This window comes from Streptomyces sp. MS06 (assembly GCF_047200655.1).
Classification (GTDB): domain Bacteria; phylum Actinomycetota; class Actinomycetes; order Streptomycetales; family Streptomycetaceae; genus Streptomyces.
In genome coordinates, this window is the sequence record NZ_JBJZOJ010000034.1 from 44,346 (window position 1) to 59,077 (window position 14,732).

Here is a 14,732-nt window from a genome sequence, read left to right on the forward strand (position 1 = left end):
TCCGCTCGGCGGGCTCTCGCTCGCCCATCAGCCTTCCATCCACGCACCAGAGAGGCGGCACCCATGCCCGCTCCGCTGTTCACCGTGATCAACACCTTCACCCTCAAGGACCCCGCAAACGCCGCGGACTTCGAGCGGCGCTTCCTCGACCACGTCGGGTGGATGCGGGCGCAGGAGGGGTTCAGGGCCCACCAGGCGGTCCGCGCCACCGAGCGGCCCGAGGTCTACGTGAACCTCGGCTGGTGGGCGGCGCCCGCCCTGTTCCAGCAGGTCATGGCGAGCGAGACGTTCCAGGAGCACGCCAAGGAGTTCCATCGCATCGTCGATGTCGAGGCCGACCCGTCGCTGGGCGTGCTGCGCATCGACGCCGAGGCCGGGCAGCCGGCGGGCGGCGACCCGGTCCACCTGATCGAGCGGTTCACCATCACCGGTGACGCGGAGGCCTTCGAGGCGGCCGTCCGCGCCTACGCCGAGGCGGCCGCACGCCGGGACGACTTCGGCCACATGGACCTCGCCAAGTCCGTGGTGCGGCCTGGTGGTTACACCGCCGCGACCCGCTGGAGCGGCCCGGCCGCCCACCGGGCCGCACAGGACACCCCCGAGTACGCGGCCGTGCTGCAGCTCGCCGAGGTCGAGACGATCACCGCCACACCGGTCGCGGGCAACCGCGCGCTCGAGGTGACAAGCCATGGCTGACCTCGGCCTGAAAGCGAAGGTCGCCCTGGTCACCGGCGCGACCCGGGGCGTGGGACTGGCCGTCGCCCGCAAGCTGTGCGCGGCGGGCGCCACCGTTGTACTCAACTACGCGCGTTCCGAGGACGATGCCCGCCGCGCCGTCGAGGAGCTCGCCCCGCTCGAGGGCGCGGCAGTGGCCCTGCGGGCCGATGTGACGCGCCCCGCGGAGCTGGACCGGCTGCTCCGGCAGGTGCGCGAGCTGTACGGGCGACTCGATGTGTTCGTGCACAACGCGGCCTCCTGGAATCCGGCGCCCGCCGTCGGCGCGGACCCGGACGGAGTGCGCGCCGACCTCTCGGCCGCCCTCGGTCCGCTGCTGCACGGCGCACCCGCGATCGCCGGCCTGATGGCCGGCGGCCCCGGCCGGATCGTCGCCGTCTCCAGCAGCGGCGCGCACTCGGTCATCCCCCGCTATGTGGGGCTCGGCGTGGCCAAGGCGGCGCTGGAGAGCCTGGTGCGCTATCTCGCGGTGGAGCTGGCAGGGCGGGGCATCGCCGTCAACGCCGTCTCGACCTCGAAGATCGACAAGGGGCCCGGTACGCCCCAGCCGGAGGTGGCCGCCGCCCTCGCGGCACGCACCCCGGCCGGGCGTCTCACCACGCCCGAGGACGTCGCGGACACGGTGGCCCTGCTGTGCACGGCGGAGGCCGGCTGGATCCATGGCCAGGTGATCAGGGCCGACGGCGGCCTCGGCCTGCGGGGCTAGGGAGGAAGGCGACGATGGAGAGCCCACGGACCGAAGCAACCGAACAGACCGAACAGACCGAACGCAACGAACAGAACGAACAGACCGAACAGAACGGATGGGCTGAGCAGACCGGACCGACCGCGCGATGCCGGCCGGCTCCGGCCGTCGCGGAGTTCACAGCCGACATCTGTGTGGTCGGTGCCGGGCCCGCCGGCCTGGTGCTGGCTCTGCTGCTGCTGAAGTCCGGGCTGCGGGTGACGGTCGTCGAACGCGCCCGTGCCCACCAGCGGGAGTTCCGCGGCGAGATCCTGCAGCCGGGCGCGCTCAGGCTGCTGGACCACCTCGGTGCGCTCGGCGGCGCGCGGGCCCGCGGCGCCCACCGGCACACCCGCTTCCGGTTGGTGGAGGACGGCCGCGCGCTGCTCGACATCGACTACCGGGCGCTGCCCGCGCCCTACGACTACCTGCTGAGCATCCCGCAGGCGCACGTCCTGGACGAACTGCTGCTGCACTGCGAGAAGTACGAGGGCTTCACCTACCTCGACGGGCGGCGGGTCGGCGCGCTGCTGCGCACGGACGGCCGGATCACCGGCGTGGCCGCCGACGGGCCCGGCGGGGCCTGCACGGTGCGGGCGCACGTCGTGGTCGGCGCGGACGGCCGCTTCTCGAAGGTGCGCCGCCTGGCCGGCATCGAAGCGGGCCGCACCGAGGCGTTCGACCTGGACGTGCTGTGGTTCAAGCTGACCGACGACGGATCCGGCATCCGCGGTCGCGAGGTCGGCAGGGACGTCCAGGTGTTCCGTGCGGGCCAGAGCCCCGTCCTGGTCTACGACTCGTGGCCCGACCGGGTCCAGATCGGCTGGACCCTGCCCCACAAGGGGTTCGGGGACGTGGCCGCCAAGGGGCTCGACCACATCAGGGAACAGCTGGCGCTGGCGGTCCCGCCCTACGCCGGCCTGATCCGCGACCAGATCCGCTCGATGCGCGACCTCAGCCTGCTGGACGTCTTCTCCGGGCGGGCCGAACGCTGGGCCGACGACGGCCTGGTCCTGATCGGCGACGCCGCCCACACGCACAGCCCCATCGGCGCGCAGGGCATCAACCTGGCCATCCAGGACGCGGTTGTGCTGCACCCGCTGCTGGTCGCCTCGCACCGCGCGAGGGACGCGAGCGCAGGCTTCCTGTCGGCCTTCGAACGGACCCGTTCCGCGGACATCGAGCAGGTCATGCGCCTGCAGCGGCTGCAGAGCAGGGCGATGCTCTCGCACGGCACCTTCGCCACCCGCGTACGGCCGAAGCTGGCCGCGCTGCTCCGGCACACGCCGGCCTACCGCAAGGTGCTCGACCGCATCGCCTTCGGCAACCCCTCCATCCGCATCGCCGAGGAGTGCTTCGTACCCGACGCTCCCGAGAGGAGGAACCGGTGAAGGCCCTGGTGCTGTCCGGCGGGTCGGGCACCCGACTGCGCCCTTTCACCTATTCCATGCCCAAGCAGCTCATGCCCGTCGCCAACCGGCCGGTACTGGAACATGTGCTGGAGAACATCCGGGAGCTGGGCGTCAGCGAGGTCGCCGTCGTCGTCGGCGACCGTGCACCGGAGATCGCCGCCGTGCTGGGCGACGGCGCCTGCCTCGGTCTGCGCCTCACCTACATCCGGCAGGAGCAGCCGCTCGGGCTGGCCCACTGCGTCAAGATCGCCCGGGAGTTCCTGGGCGAGGACGACTTCGTGATGTACCTCGGCGACAACATGCTGCCACAGGGCGTCGCGGAGATGGCGCGGGAGTTCGCCGAGCACCGCCCCACCGCGCAGGTCGTCGTGCAGCGCGTCGCCGACCCGCGGGCCTTCGGCGTCGCCGAGGTCACGCCGGACGGCCGGGTGACGCGGCTGGTGGAGAAGCCCGAGCAGCCGCGCAGCGATCTCGCGCTGACCGGCGTCTACTTCTTCACCCCCGCCATCCACCAGGCCATCGACAGGATCACCCCCAGTGCGCGCGGCGAACTGGAGATCACCGACGCCCTCCAGTGGCTGGTCTCATACGGGGCCACCGTCCGGGCCAGGGAGTACACCGGGTACTGGAAGGACACCGGGCGCGCCGAGGACGTGCTGGACTGCAACCGCGAACTCCTGCGCGGTGTCCAGCGGTCGGTGGCCGGCCTGGTGGACGACGACAGCGTGCTCATCGGCCCGGTCGTGGTCGAGCCCGACGCGCGCGTGGTGCGCTCGCGGATCGTGGGCCCGGCCATCGTCGGCGCGGGCAGTCAGGTGGTCGACTCCCGCGTCGGCCCGTACACCTCCATCGGCCGGGACTGCCGGCTGCGCGACACCGCCGTGGAGCACTCCATCGTGCTGGACGGAGCCTCTGTCTCCCGGGTGCCCGCGCTGCGCGGCTCCCTGATCGGCCGCTCCGCCGCGGTCACCTTCGCGGACGGCGGCACGGTGCACCACCGCCTCGTGGTCGGCGACCACACCCAGGTGGAGGTGGCCGCGTGAGGATCCTGGTCACCGGCGGGGCGGGGTTCATCGGTTCGCACTACGCACGCGGTCTGCTCGACGGACGCCACCCCGGCTACGAGGACGCCGACGTCACCGTCCTGGACAAGCTCACCTACGCGGGCAGCCGCGACAACCTGCCCGAGCGGCACCCGCGGTTGACCTTCGTGCACGGCGACGTGTGCGATCTGCCGCTGCTGCTGGACCTGCTGCCCGGCCATGACGCGGTGGTGCACTTCGCCGCCGAGTCGCACGTCGACCGCTCGCTGCACGCGGCCGCGGAGTTCGTCCGCACCAACGCCGGCGGTACCCAGACCCTGCTGGAGGCCGTGCTGCGCACGGGCGTCGAGCGGGTGGTGCACGTCTCCACCGACGAAGTGTACGGCTCCCTCGACGAAGGCTCCTGGACCGAGCACAGCCCGCTGCTGCCCAACACGCCCTACGCGGCGTCCAAGGCCGCGTCCGATCTGATCGCCCGCGCCTACTTCCAGACGCACGGCATCGATCTGTCGATCACCCGCTGCTCCAACAACTACGGCCCCTACCAGCACCCCGAGAAGCTCATCCCGCGCTTCGTCACCCACCTCCTGGAGGGCCGCCGGGTGCCGCTGTACGGGGACGGGCTCAACGTACGCGAGTGGCTGCACGTGGACGACCACTGCCGTGCCCTCCAGCTGGTGCTCACCGGCGGCCGGGCCGGCGAGATCTACAACGTCGGCGGCGGCGACGACCGCACCAACGCCGCCCTGACCGGGGAACTGCTCCGGCTGTGCGGCGCCGGTCCCGAGATGGTCGAGCGGGCCGCCGACCGCAAGGGCCACGACCGCCGCTACTGCATCGACGACACGAAGATCCGCAAGGAACTGGGCTACGCGCCGCGCATCCCCTTCGAGCGCGGCCTCGCGGACACCGCCGCCTGGTACCGCGACAACCCAGGCTGGTGGAAGCCCCTGAAGGAGACCGAGGAGGAGAACCGATGACCACCGAAGGACGCCCGCGGGCGGCCGGTGCGCCGGTGCTGGTGGTGGGCGCGGGACCGGTCGGGCTGACCGCGGCCCACGAACTCGCCCGCCGCGGCGTGCGCGTACGGCTGGTGGACGCGGCGCCGGGACCGGCCACCACCAGCCGCGCGCTGGCCACCCACGCCCGCACCCTGGAGACCTACGACCAGATGGGCGTGCTCGACGACGTGCTGCCGCGCGGCCAGCAGGTGGAGCACTTCACGCTGCACCAGAACGGCCGCCGGCTGATCCGCTTCGACACCGACTACCGCAAGCTGCCCACCCGCTATCCCTTCACCCTCATGGTCGACCAGGTCATCACCGAGGAGGCGCTGCGCGCCGCGGCCGCCCGCCAGGGCGTCGAGGTGGAGTGGGGGGTGCGCCTGACCGGCTTCACCGACCACGGCGCGGGCGTGCGCGCCGAGCTTGAGCACGCGGACGGCCGCACCGAGACCTTCGAGGCGGGCTGGCTGGTGGGCTGCGACGGTGGGCACAGCACCGTACGCAAGCAGCTCGGCCTCAAGCTGGTCGGCGAGAGTAGCGAGACCTGGCTCATCGCGGACGCGGTCGTGCACTGCGACTTGCCCCGGGACAGCATCCACTGGATGCGCACCCCGACCGGCACCGTGATGATGGTGCCCTTCCCCGACCCGGGCAAATGGCGGCTGTTGGACACCGCCGAGGTGTCCTACGGCGGCGACGACGCGGCGGTGGCGCGCCGGTTCGAACACAAGATCCGTACCGGTACGGGGCGCGAGGTGCGAGTGGAGGACCCCACCTGGGTGTCCGTCTTCACCATTCAGCAGCGCATGATCCCCAGCATGCGCAAGGGCCGCTGCCTGCTGGCCGGCGACGCCGCCCATGTCCACAGCCCGGCCTCCGGGCAGGGCATGAACACCGGCGTCCAGGACGCCGTCAACCTCTCCTGGAAGCTGGCGTCCGTCGTCCACGGTTCGGCCGACGAGAGCCTGCTGGACAGCTACACCGCCGAGCGCGTCCCGGTGGGCGCCGCGCTGCTGAAGTCCACCAAGTTCGCCACGCTGTTGGTGCAGCTGCGCAGCCGTTACGCGGCCGCGGCACTGCGCGCCCTGTTCACCTTCGTCCGGTCGGTACACCCGCTGAAGTCCCGTATCGAGCAGAAGATCATGGGCGGGATGTCGGCGCTCGGCCTCGGGTACGGCGACGGGCCGCTGGCCCTGGCGGCGGACGAGGGCGCCGACAGGAGGAACGCGCGGGCCGCTGGGGCTTCGCTCCCGGCCGGTGGCCGGGCGAGCCGGGTCACCGCCCGCCGCGCCGCCGAGTCGGCCGGCTGGCGTGAACTGATCGAGGAACTGCGCCGCCCCGACTGGACGCTGCTGGCCCGGCCGGACACCGACCGGGCGGGCGCGGCCGGCGAGTTCGGCCCGCCGGCCGAGCTGGCGCGCACCTACCGGGGTGTCGTCCGCGTCCGCGGCGTCGTACCGCGGGCGCGGAGCGTGGACGGGCCCGTCATCCTGCTGGTCGACCCCGACGGGCGGCTCGGTGCCGACCTGGGGCTGGAGCCGGGCGGCTGGCTGCTGATCCGCCCGGACGGCTACGCGGCCGCGAGCGGCGGCCGGGCGGACGCCCCCGAGCGGGCTCTGGCCATGCTCGGCATCCGTCCGGCGGGCCGGCCGGACAGGCAGGTCGAGGAGGGGGAGAACCATGCGGTACCGACGGCTGGGTGACCACGGGCCCGTCGTGAGCCGGGTCGCTTTCGGCAACTCGCTGACCGCGGGCAACCAGCTCGACGACAGCGCGGCCGTCGCCTGCGTCCGTGCGGCGCTGGACGCGGGCATCACCACCTTCGACACCGCGGACGTCTATGCCGAGGGCCGGGCCGAGGAAGTCCTCGGCCGGGCCCTGGCGGCCGTCCCCCGCGACCAGGTGGTCCTCTGCACCAAGGTGGGCCGCGGCGCGGGCGGCGACTCGGGCGGGCCGGGCGGCCTGCGCCGCGCGCGGATCCGCGCCTGCCTGGACGACTCGCTGCGGCGGCTGGGTACCGACCACATCGACGTGTACCAGGCGCACCTCTACGACGACGCCACGCCGCTGGAGGAGACCATGGCGGCCTTCGCCGACGCGGTCGCCGCGGGCAAGGTGCGGTACGTCGGCGTCTCGGAGTGGGCCGCCCCCGAACTGGCCGAGGCCGGCCGGCTGGCCCGGGAGGCGGGCGTCCCGCTGGTGTCCAACCAGCCGCAGTACAACCTGCTGTGGCGGGTCATCGAGGAGGAGGTGATCCCCGCCTGCGTGCCGCTGGGCATCGGACAGATGGTGTGGTCACCGCTGGCCGGCGGCGTCCTGACCGGAAAGTACCGGCCGGGCGGCGAACTCCCCGAGGGCTCGCGGGCCGTGGCCGCCCGGGGCGGCGACATCTCGCTGCGCCGCTGGCGCTTCCTGGAGGACCGGGTCCTGGAACGGGTGCAGGCGCTGCGACCGCTTGCCGCCGAGGCGGGGCTGACCCAGCCTCAGCTGGCACTGGCCTGGGTGCTGCACCAGCCACAGGTCGTCTCGGCCGTCATCGGCGCCTCCGCGCCAGGGCAGATCGAGCGGAACCTGCGCGCCGTGGACGCCGTACTGGAGCCGGGCCTGACGGCTCGCATCGACAAGGTGCTGGGCGATGCCGTGGTCCGGGATCCGCAGCTGACGCTGAGCCGGATGCTGCGGGCCGGGCGGAAGCGGACGGCTGCCACCTGATCCCGTGCACGACGTGTGAAGGTCTCCCCTCCCGGCGGGAGGGGAGACCTTCACACTCAGGGGCGTGGCCGCCGCGGTACGCGCTTCACTCGGCCGGCTCGGCGGCCACCGGCGCCAGGCGCTGTCCGGGCTTCTTCCCGCCCGCGGCGTGCGGGGCGGCAGCGGCGGAGGGGCGCGGCATCAACAGCGCCAGCGCGCCCGCCACGAGTGCCAGCACGGTCGCGACCAGCAGGGCCTCGGCGTAGCCGTGGGTGAGTGCGGCCGCCCCCGCCGCGGTCCCGGCGACCGTGCTGAGCACGGCGAGACCGAAGCCGCCGCCCATCTGGCGCGCGGTGTTCATCAGGGCGGAGGCCAGTCCCGTGTCCTGCGCCGCGACCCCGGAGGTCGCGGCGGCCGTCATCGGCAGCACGACCGCACCGAGGCCCAGGCCCAGCAGCACGCCGGGGCCGAGGACATCGACGGTGAACGATCCGTCGGGCGAGAAACGCGACTGCCACAGCAGCCCGCCCGTGGTCAGCAGCCAGCCCAGCGTCAGCGGCGCCCGCGGCCCCACGGCCTGCACCAGGCGTCGCACCAGCAGCGAGGCCACGGCGATCGCGAGCGTCAGCGGCAGCATGGCCAGGCCGGCCCGGAGCGGCGTGTAGCCGAGCACGCGCTGCAGGTAGAGCGTGACGAAGAACATCACCGAGGTGGTCACGGCACCGATGACCAGCGCGGCCACATTGCCCAGCACCAGGGCGCGGTTGCGGAAGATCCGCAGCGGCATCAACGGCTGAGCGGTGCGTGCCTCCACGATGACGAACGCCACCAGCAGCACCACGGCGACCGCGAGGATACCGCCGGTCAGCGGGGTGGCGAACGGGTGGGTCTCCAGCTCGGAGAGGCCGTACGACGCACAGGCCAGGGCCGCGGTGACCAGGACGGCACCCGTTACGTCCAGGCCCCGGCCGCGTGCCTGTCCGGGGAAGGCCGGCAGCGCGCGCAGCGCGACCGCCACCAGCACCGCGCCGATGGGCACGTTGACGAACAGCACCCAGCGCCAGCCCAGCGCGTCCGTCAGCACGCCGCCGAGCAGGATGCCGCAGCTGCCGGCCGCGGTCGCCGTGGCGCCCCAGGCCGCGATCGCCTTGGTGCGCGCCTGCAGGTCCTCGTAGGTGGCGTTGATCAGGGCCAGCGGGGCCGGGGCGAGGAACGCCGCGCCCAGGCCCTGGAGGGTACGGGCGGCGATCAGCATCGCGCCGCCGGTGGCCAGGCCGCCCAGCAGGCTGGCGGCGGTGAACAGGACGAGTCCGGCGGTGAACATCCGGCGCCGCCCGAAGAGGTCGGCGGCGCGACCGCCCAGCATCAGGAACCCGGCGAAGGTCAGCAGGTAGGCGTTGACGACCCACTGCTGGCCCCCGGCGCCGAGGCCGAGGTCCTCGCGCATCGACGGCAGGGCGACGTTCACGATGGTGGTGTCCAGCACCACCATGAACTGGGCGGCACAGGCCACCACCGCCACGGTCCACCCGGGCGTCGGCCCGGAGCGGTCGGCGGACGGCACAGCATTCATTGGTGTTCCTTCATTGAGGTCCCCATGGCCGCATGGCCTGTCGGGCCACGCAGCGCTTGGGCGAGGGTCCTTGTCGTGGTTCGGGAGATGGTCCGACGGGCGCCGTGCGGCGCCCCGCAACGGGCGTGCCGTCAGGCGGCCCGCAGGCGGACGCGGGCGGCCTGACGGCACGGGAACGCGATCGGCGGCCCGTCCGAAGGAGACGGGGACACCTTAAGGTCAGATGATGAGGTGGCCGCCGCTGACCGGCAGAAACGCGCCAGTCACATACGACAGTTCGTCGCCCGCGAGGACGGCGACGGCACGGGCCACGTCCTCCGGCTCGCCGATGCGGCGCAGCGGGGTCTGGTCGATGACGGAGGCGAGGGTACGGCCCCACTCGTCCTTGGCGTTCCACTTCTTCATCAGGTTCTCGCTGCGGGTGGCGCCCGGGATGACCGTGTTGAAGCGGATGTTCTTCGGGCCCAGCTCGATCGCCAGGTGCTTCATCGCGGCCTCCATCGGAGCCTTGGCCACCGCGTGGCCGATGGCACCGGCCGCGGCCTGACGCGAGAAACTGTCCGAGATCAGGATGACGGTGCCCTGCTCCCGCTCGATCATGCCGGGCAGCACGGCGTAGGCCGGGCCGAGGGTGGCGCGGGCCTGGGTGGCCATCTTGTCGACCAGCGCCTCGACCGGGTGGTTGAGGGCCGGGCCACGCAGCACGTCGCGGTACCCGCTGGAGTTGAGCACGAGGATGTCGATCGGGCCGAGCTGCTGCTCGACCCGATCGATCATGGCCTTGGTGCTCTCGCCGTCGGAGATGTCTGCCCGTGCGGTGACGGCGCGGCCGCCGTGCTCCTCGATGCCCGCGACGACCTTCTGCGCGGCCTCCTCTGAGCTGAGGTAGTTCACGGCGACCGCGGCGCCCCGGCGGCCCAGCTCGGCGGCAATGGCCGCGCCGATGCCCCGGCTGGCGCCGGTCACCAGCGCGGTCCTGCCCTTGAGAGAGAGTTCAGTCATGCCGCTGAAGCTAGGAAGCCGCGCCTGAACACCACTTGAGCGGCTCAGGAGCCGGTGGGCTCCGGTCAGCGGGCGGCGCCGCCCTCCGGCTCCCACTCCCAGCCGTTCTCCGTGACCCGGACCCGGGGCCAGGCCAGCGTTCCGGCGTCGATCTCGGCCAGCACCTCCTCGATCCAGCCCAGTTCGGCGCGGCACATGCGCAGCGCGTACTCGTTCTCGATCAGGAACAGCCGGGGAACGCCGCCGCTCTCGGCCGGCGCCCGCTCGATCCGTGCGGCCCGCTCGCGCAGCCGCCCCGCGCGCTCGCGCAGCGCCCTCGTCGCCCGGTCCTCATCGAGCGCTCCCAGGTAGCCGACCGCCGTCAGGAAGGCGGACGGCTGCCGGTCCGGGGCGGCCAGCTGGGCGACGACGCGCCGGGCGAACTCGCTTCTGCCGCGGCCGGTCAGCGCGTACGCCGGGCCGTCGGCGTGCGCCACGGTCTCGGTCAGGCCCGCCTCGCCGAGCGCGCCTGCCACCGCCGCGAACTCCTCCGGCCCCGGCGTGGGCGGGCCCTCCACAGGGCTGTCCGCGGCCCGCTCGGCCACGGTCCGGGCGAGTTGCCGCGGGCTCATCGGACGCTCCAGCAGCAGGCCGAGGACCATCAGGGCGAGGGGCGAGGCCGCGGTGGGCCCGGTCCCGGCCGTCCCCCCTGCCGGCGCGCTCGATGTGTCCACGTCCACCTTCTCCGTCCGCGTCTGCGTCTTCTCCACGTGCGTCTCCTCCACCTTCCGCACGGCCCGGCGCCGTACCGGGCCCGAGGTGCGAGCCTGACCCGCCGCGCTGTAGTGCCGCCGGAGCCCCGCCCGTCGCGGGTCCGGCTCCGGCCGCCTTCGAGCGCCGCCCGACGCTCCGCCCGCATGCTGGCCGCCCCCGGGCATGCGGCCCGGGGCCGGTAAGACCGGCACCACCGGCAGGACCCGTACGACGGAGGGAAGTTGATGGGCGAGGAGAACACCGCGGTGCTGATCGCGGGTGGCGGCATCGTCGGCCTGTCGGCGGCGGTGTTCCTGCGCCGCCACCACGTTCCCGCAGTGCTGGTGGAGCGCCATCCCGGCACGTCGATGCTCGCCAAGGCGCGGGTGCTGAGCCCGCGCACGATGGAGCTGTACCGCGGGCACGGTCTGGAGGAGGCGGTGCGCGCCGCACCGCCCTCGGTCTTCCTGGCCGCCACCGACGTCGTGCGGGCCACCACCCTGGCCGGCCCCGAGGAGTACCGCGGCAGCAGGCCACCGGGCGAGTCGGTCGGCTGGGCCAGTCCCTGCCCGCCGGCCCTGGTCGAGCAGAGCACCGTGGAGCCGCTGGTGCGCGCCCGCGCCGAGGAACTGGGCGCCGACGTCAGGTTCCACACCGAGCTGGGCGAGGTCACCCAGGACGCCGACGGCGTCACCGCGAGCGTCACCGACCGCGCGAGCGGCCGCCGGTACACGGTCCGGGCGCGCTATCTGATCGCCGCGGACGGCCATCGCTCCCCGCTGCGCCTTGCGCTGGGCATCCGCACCCGGGGCAGGCGGCTGGCGCACGTCGTCAACATCGCCTTCGAGGCGAACCTCGGCGCCGCGCTGCGCGGCCGCCCCGTCGGCCTGGCCTACCTGGCCCGCCCGGTGCCCGGCACGCTCCTGGCCCGGCTGGACGGCGCCGACCGCTGGGTGCTGATGGTGCCGTACGACCCCGAACGCGGCGAGGGGCCTGCGGACTTCACCCCCGAGCGCTGTGCGGCGGACATACGGGCGGCGGTCGGTGTCCCGGACCTTGCGGTGCGGGTGCTGCCCGCGGTGCCGGGCACCGGCCGCGCCGTGCACACCTGGGAGCTCGCCTCCTGGGTCGCCGAGGAGTACCGCCGCGGCCGCATCCTGCTGGCCGGGGACGCGGTCCATGTGATGCCGCCGTCCGGCGGGCTCGGCGCCAACACCGGCATCCAGGACGTGCACAACCTCGCCTGGAAGCTGGCCGCGGTCCTGCAGGGCCGCGCCGGCGCCGGCTTGTTGGACACCTACGAGCCCGAGCGCCGCCCCGTGGCCGAGCTGACCTGCGCCCTGTCCACCCGGCTCCAGGAGGAGCGGGCGGGGGCCGGCGGGGAGGACGCGGCCGCCCGGGTCGGCCGGCTCGCCCTGGGGCTGGGCTACCGCTACGACTCCGAGGCGGTGGTGGCGGACGGCGAGGACGGGCTCGGCGAGTCGGGGCGGCCGGGCACCCGGGCCCCGCATCTGGACCTGGTGCGCGACGGCCGCGCGTGTTCCAGCATCGACCTGTACGGGCCGGGCTTCACCCTTCTCCTCGGCCCCGCCGCGGCAGCCGACGCGCTCCCGGCACCGGACCGGTGCGTGGCGGGGGACGGATGCCTGGAAGTGCTGCGGATCGGCCGGGAGGTGGCCGACCCGTCCGGGCGCTGGGCCGCCGCGCACGGCGTGGGCAGCAGCGGGGCGGTGCTCGTACGGCCGGACGGCTTCGTCGTGTGGCGCACACCCGTCTGGCACCCGGGGACCGCACGGGAGCTGTCCGGGGCGCTGGCGCGCGTCCTCGCGCTGCCCCGGCCGTCCGTGGCCGCCGGCCGCTGACCCGGCCGAACGCCGTGGGGCGCCGGGCAGAGGAACTCCTCCGCCCGGCGCCCCACGGCGTCTTCGGGACGTCCTCGCGACAGGCCGACCCCGCCTGTGGTCAGCCGGACTCGCGCGCGTCCCAGGCCGCCAGGATCTGCGCCTCCCGCTCGCGGGTCAGCGTCTGGTCCGGGTAGCGGTACTCCGCGAACGCCTCCTCCATACCGCCCCGTTCGGTCATCCAGGTCCAGGTGTCGCGCACGGACTCGGCGAAGGGGCGGCAGCGCAGCCCGTCCTCCAGCGCCTTCTTCGAGGAGAAGCCCCAGACGCCGGCGAGCTGTTCCACGGGCGGAGCCCAGAACGGCACGGTCACGAACGGCGGGATCTGCTGGGTGGCGAGGAAGGCGTCCTCCACCCAGACCGGCTCGGTGCCCGCGTCCGTCAACGACACGGCCTGGTCGATGAGTTCACCCCACGTGGCGTTGGCGGGCTCGCCCGTGGTCAGGTAGGTGCCGGAGCCGCCCGCCGCGATGCGGTCAAGACCGAAGGCCGCGATGTCCCGGGCGTCGATCAGCTGCATCGTGCGGCCGGGGGAGCCTGGGGCGAGCATCGGCCCGCCCTGCGCGGCCCGCCGCAGCCAGTAGGGGACGCGCCGCATGCGGTCACCGGGGCCGATGACCACACCGGGGCGCAGTACCAGCGCCCGGCCGTCGAAGTCCCGTTCGACGGCGCGCTCGCAGCCGGCCTTCAGCGCGGGGTACTGGCCGTCGTCGGGTCCGGCGTCGGGGGAGCAGGCGAAACGCGGCGAGGACTCGTCCACTGGGGCCGCGGGCCAGGGCTGCAGGGCGTTGATGGAGGAGACGTACAGGTAGGTGCCGGCCCGCCGGCTCAACGCCCGGGCCGAGGCGCCGACCACGCGGGGCACATAGCCGCACACGTCGACCACGGCGTCCCAGGGTCCCGCCGCGGCCAGCCGTGCGAGGTCGGCCTCGTTCTCGCGGTCGCCCGTGATCGTCTCGACGCCGGGCAGGTCGGCGCCGGAGCGGCCGCGGTGGAAGGTGGTGACCTCCCAGCCGCGGGCGAGGGCGTCGGCCACGAAGGCCTTGCCCAGGAAGACCGTTCCACCGATGACCAGAAGTCTCATGCCGGATACACCGTTCGTGTCGGAGAGCTGTGAGGAAAGCTGTGCCGGGCGGGTTCAGCCGGAGGGCAAGGATGCGACCAGCGCCCGGTAGGCGGGCTCGAACTCGGCGTCGTAACGGGCCCGGAGCTCGGGCGGCATGCCGCCGAGCATGAACTGCCTGGCCTCGGGGGCCGCCTGCTCCAGCAGCAGCGGCATCGTCGGCACGAAGTCCATGGGGTCGTGTCCCAGGGCGAGGGAGGCGAGCATCGCCCGGTACGCCTCGGCGGTCACCTTCTCCCGCAGGACCGGCACCATGGTGCGCTCCTCCAGCCTGAGGTGGTCGTGTATCAGGGCGTCGAACTCGGTGACGCGGGCCAGCAGGCAGGTGAGCACGACCTCGCGGTCGCCGGTGCCGGCGGCGAGCCTGCGCAGGCCCCCGTCGATGCGGGCCAGGTGGTCGTCCAGCGACGCGTGCTGTTCCTCCAGCGTGCGCGCCACCCCGGCCAGGCCCGGCTCGGTCTCCAGAACGACCGGCCAGACGTGCGAGTCCTCGCTGGTGTGGTGCCCCTCGAGGATGGTGGTGAACATCTGCCACCAGCTGGTCAGCCGTCGTACGGTGGCGGCGTCCAGGGAGCCGGCCGCCGCGGCGCCGGCCAGCCGCCGGCCCAGCTCCGGGATCACCCGGCGGATCAGGTCGTGCGTGATGGTGAACCCGGTGAGGTTGTTGCCCGGGCCGGGGGCGCTGGCCCCGGCCGGGGGAGCCGGCGTACTGCCGGGCTGTGTCGTGTCGGTCGTCGCGGACAACGCCCACTCCTCTCGTGCCGGCCGCCGGTACGCCCGGCAGGCGCTCGT

At 73.8% G+C, this 14,732-nt stretch carries 13 protein-coding genes; 8 read left to right on the forward strand and 5 right to left on the reverse strand.

The features are described 5' to 3' along the window. Positions 1-63: 63 nt before the first annotated feature. Genes ACL02U_RS19530 through ACL02U_RS19560 form a run of 7 tightly spaced genes read left to right on the forward strand, consistent with a single transcriptional unit; the run spans position 64 to position 7,630 of the window. Entirely contained in the window at positions 64-696 is a 633-nt protein-coding gene (locus tag ACL02U_RS19530; protein ID WP_043405621.1) for an antibiotic biosynthesis monooxygenase, read from the forward strand. Continuing rightward, positions 689-1,441 carry an SDR family oxidoreductase gene (locus ACL02U_RS19535; RefSeq protein ID WP_412792150.1) on the forward strand — a complete coding sequence of 251 codons (753 nt, stop codon included), beginning with the start codon at positions 689-691 and terminating at the stop codon, positions 1,439-1,441. Before ACL02U_RS19530 ends, ACL02U_RS19535 begins: the two co-directional genes overlap by 8 nt. A 14-nt stretch (positions 1,442-1,455) precedes the next feature. Beyond that, the gene (locus ACL02U_RS19540) at positions 1,456-2,850 is read left to right on the forward strand and encodes an FAD-dependent monooxygenase (RefSeq protein ID WP_079169751.1); all 1,395 of its coding nucleotides are present in this window, start codon (positions 1,456-1,458) and stop codon (positions 2,848-2,850) included. Next, positions 2,847-3,914 (forward strand): glucose-1-phosphate thymidylyltransferase, encoded by a 1,068-nt coding sequence (locus ACL02U_RS19545; protein ID WP_412792151.1) that lies wholly within the window; start codon positions 2,847-2,849, stop codon positions 3,912-3,914. The genes ACL02U_RS19540 and ACL02U_RS19545 overlap by 4 nt, the downstream gene beginning before the upstream one ends. Further along, positions 3,911-4,894 (forward strand): dTDP-glucose 4,6-dehydratase, encoded by a 984-nt coding sequence (gene rfbB, locus ACL02U_RS19550; protein ID WP_043405613.1) that lies wholly within the window; start codon positions 3,911-3,913, stop codon positions 4,892-4,894. Before ACL02U_RS19545 ends, rfbB begins: the two co-directional genes overlap by 4 nt. Then, entirely contained in the window at positions 4,891-6,621 is a 1,731-nt protein-coding gene (locus ACL02U_RS19555; RefSeq protein WP_412792152.1) for an FAD-dependent oxidoreductase, read from the forward strand. Before rfbB ends, ACL02U_RS19555 begins: the two co-directional genes overlap by 4 nt. After that, positions 6,599-7,630, forward strand: a complete 1,032-nt coding sequence (locus ACL02U_RS19560; protein ID WP_043405609.1) for an aldo/keto reductase — start codon at positions 6,599-6,601, stop codon at positions 7,628-7,630. The genes ACL02U_RS19555 and ACL02U_RS19560 overlap by 23 nt, the downstream gene beginning before the upstream one ends. Before the next feature lie 85 nt (positions 7,631-7,715). Here the strand turns inward: ACL02U_RS19560 and ACL02U_RS19565 are convergent, their stop codons facing one another. The 3 genes from ACL02U_RS19565 to ACL02U_RS19575 form a co-directional block, all read right to left on the reverse strand. Continuing rightward, a complete protein-coding gene (locus ACL02U_RS19565) occupies positions 7,716-9,182 on the reverse strand; it encodes an MFS transporter (protein ID WP_412792153.1) in 1,467 nt (488 codons plus the stop codon). A 219-nt stretch (positions 9,183-9,401) separates the two neighbouring features. Then, positions 9,402-10,184: an SDR family oxidoreductase gene (locus tag ACL02U_RS19570; protein WP_043405606.1), complete on the reverse strand. Its 783-nt coding sequence runs from the start codon at positions 10,182-10,184 to the stop codon at positions 9,402-9,404. Positions 10,185-10,249: 65 nt separating this feature from the next. Beyond that, positions 10,250-10,933, reverse strand: a complete 684-nt coding sequence (locus ACL02U_RS19575; RefSeq protein ID WP_412792154.1) for a PadR family transcriptional regulator — start codon at positions 10,931-10,933, stop codon at positions 10,250-10,252. A gap of 228 nt (positions 10,934-11,161) precedes the next feature. On the opposite strand from ACL02U_RS19575, the gene ACL02U_RS19580 reads away from it, so the two are divergent. After that, complete coding sequence (locus tag ACL02U_RS19580) at positions 11,162-12,778, forward strand: FAD-dependent monooxygenase (protein ID WP_043405735.1); 1,617 nt, start codon at positions 11,162-11,164, stop codon at positions 12,776-12,778. Positions 12,779-12,878: 100 nt separating this feature from the next. Here the strand turns inward: ACL02U_RS19580 and ACL02U_RS19585 are convergent, their stop codons facing one another. Both ACL02U_RS19585 and ACL02U_RS19590 read right to left on the reverse strand, forming a co-directional pair. Beyond that, positions 12,879-13,901: an NAD-dependent epimerase/dehydratase family protein gene (locus tag ACL02U_RS19585; RefSeq protein WP_043405604.1), complete on the reverse strand. Its 1,023-nt coding sequence runs from the start codon at positions 13,899-13,901 to the stop codon at positions 12,879-12,881. Between the two features lie 54 nt (positions 13,902-13,955). Beyond that, positions 13,956-14,684 carry a hemerythrin domain-containing protein gene (locus ACL02U_RS19590; protein WP_412792155.1) on the reverse strand — a complete coding sequence of 243 codons (729 nt, stop codon included), beginning with the start codon at positions 14,682-14,684 and terminating at the stop codon, positions 13,956-13,958. Positions 14,685-14,732 lie beyond the last annotated feature (48 nt).

Bases quoted from the DNA above. Each gene is read 5' to 3' on its own strand.
- ACL02U_RS19530 (WP_043405621.1), top strand. From the start codon at position 64: ATGCCCGCTCCGCTGTTCACCGTGATCAACACCTTCACCCTCAAGGAC.
- ACL02U_RS19535 (WP_412792150.1), top strand. From the start codon at position 689: ATGGCTGACCTCGGCCTGAAAGCGAAGGTCGCCCTGGTCACCGGCGCG.
- ACL02U_RS19540 (WP_079169751.1), top strand. From the start codon at position 1,456: ATGGAGAGCCCACGGACCGAAGCAACCGAACAGACCGAACAGACCGAA.
- ACL02U_RS19555 (WP_412792152.1), top strand. From the start codon at position 4,891: ATGACCACCGAAGGACGCCCGCGGGCGGCCGGTGCGCCGGTGCTGGTG.
- ACL02U_RS19560 (WP_043405609.1), top strand. From the start codon at position 6,599: ATGCGGTACCGACGGCTGGGTGACCACGGGCCCGTCGTGAGCCGGGTC.
- ACL02U_RS19565 (WP_412792153.1), bottom strand. From the start codon at position 9,182: ATGAATGCTGTGCCGTCCGCCGACCGCTCCGGGCCGACGCCCGGGTGG.
- ACL02U_RS19570 (WP_043405606.1), bottom strand. From the start codon at position 10,184: ATGACTGAACTCTCTCTCAAGGGCAGGACCGCGCTGGTGACCGGCGCC.
- ACL02U_RS19580 (WP_043405735.1), top strand. From the start codon at position 11,162: ATGGGCGAGGAGAACACCGCGGTGCTGATCGCGGGTGGCGGCATCGTC.
- ACL02U_RS19585 (WP_043405604.1), bottom strand. From the start codon at position 13,901: ATGAGACTTCTGGTCATCGGTGGAACGGTCTTCCTGGGCAAGGCCTTC.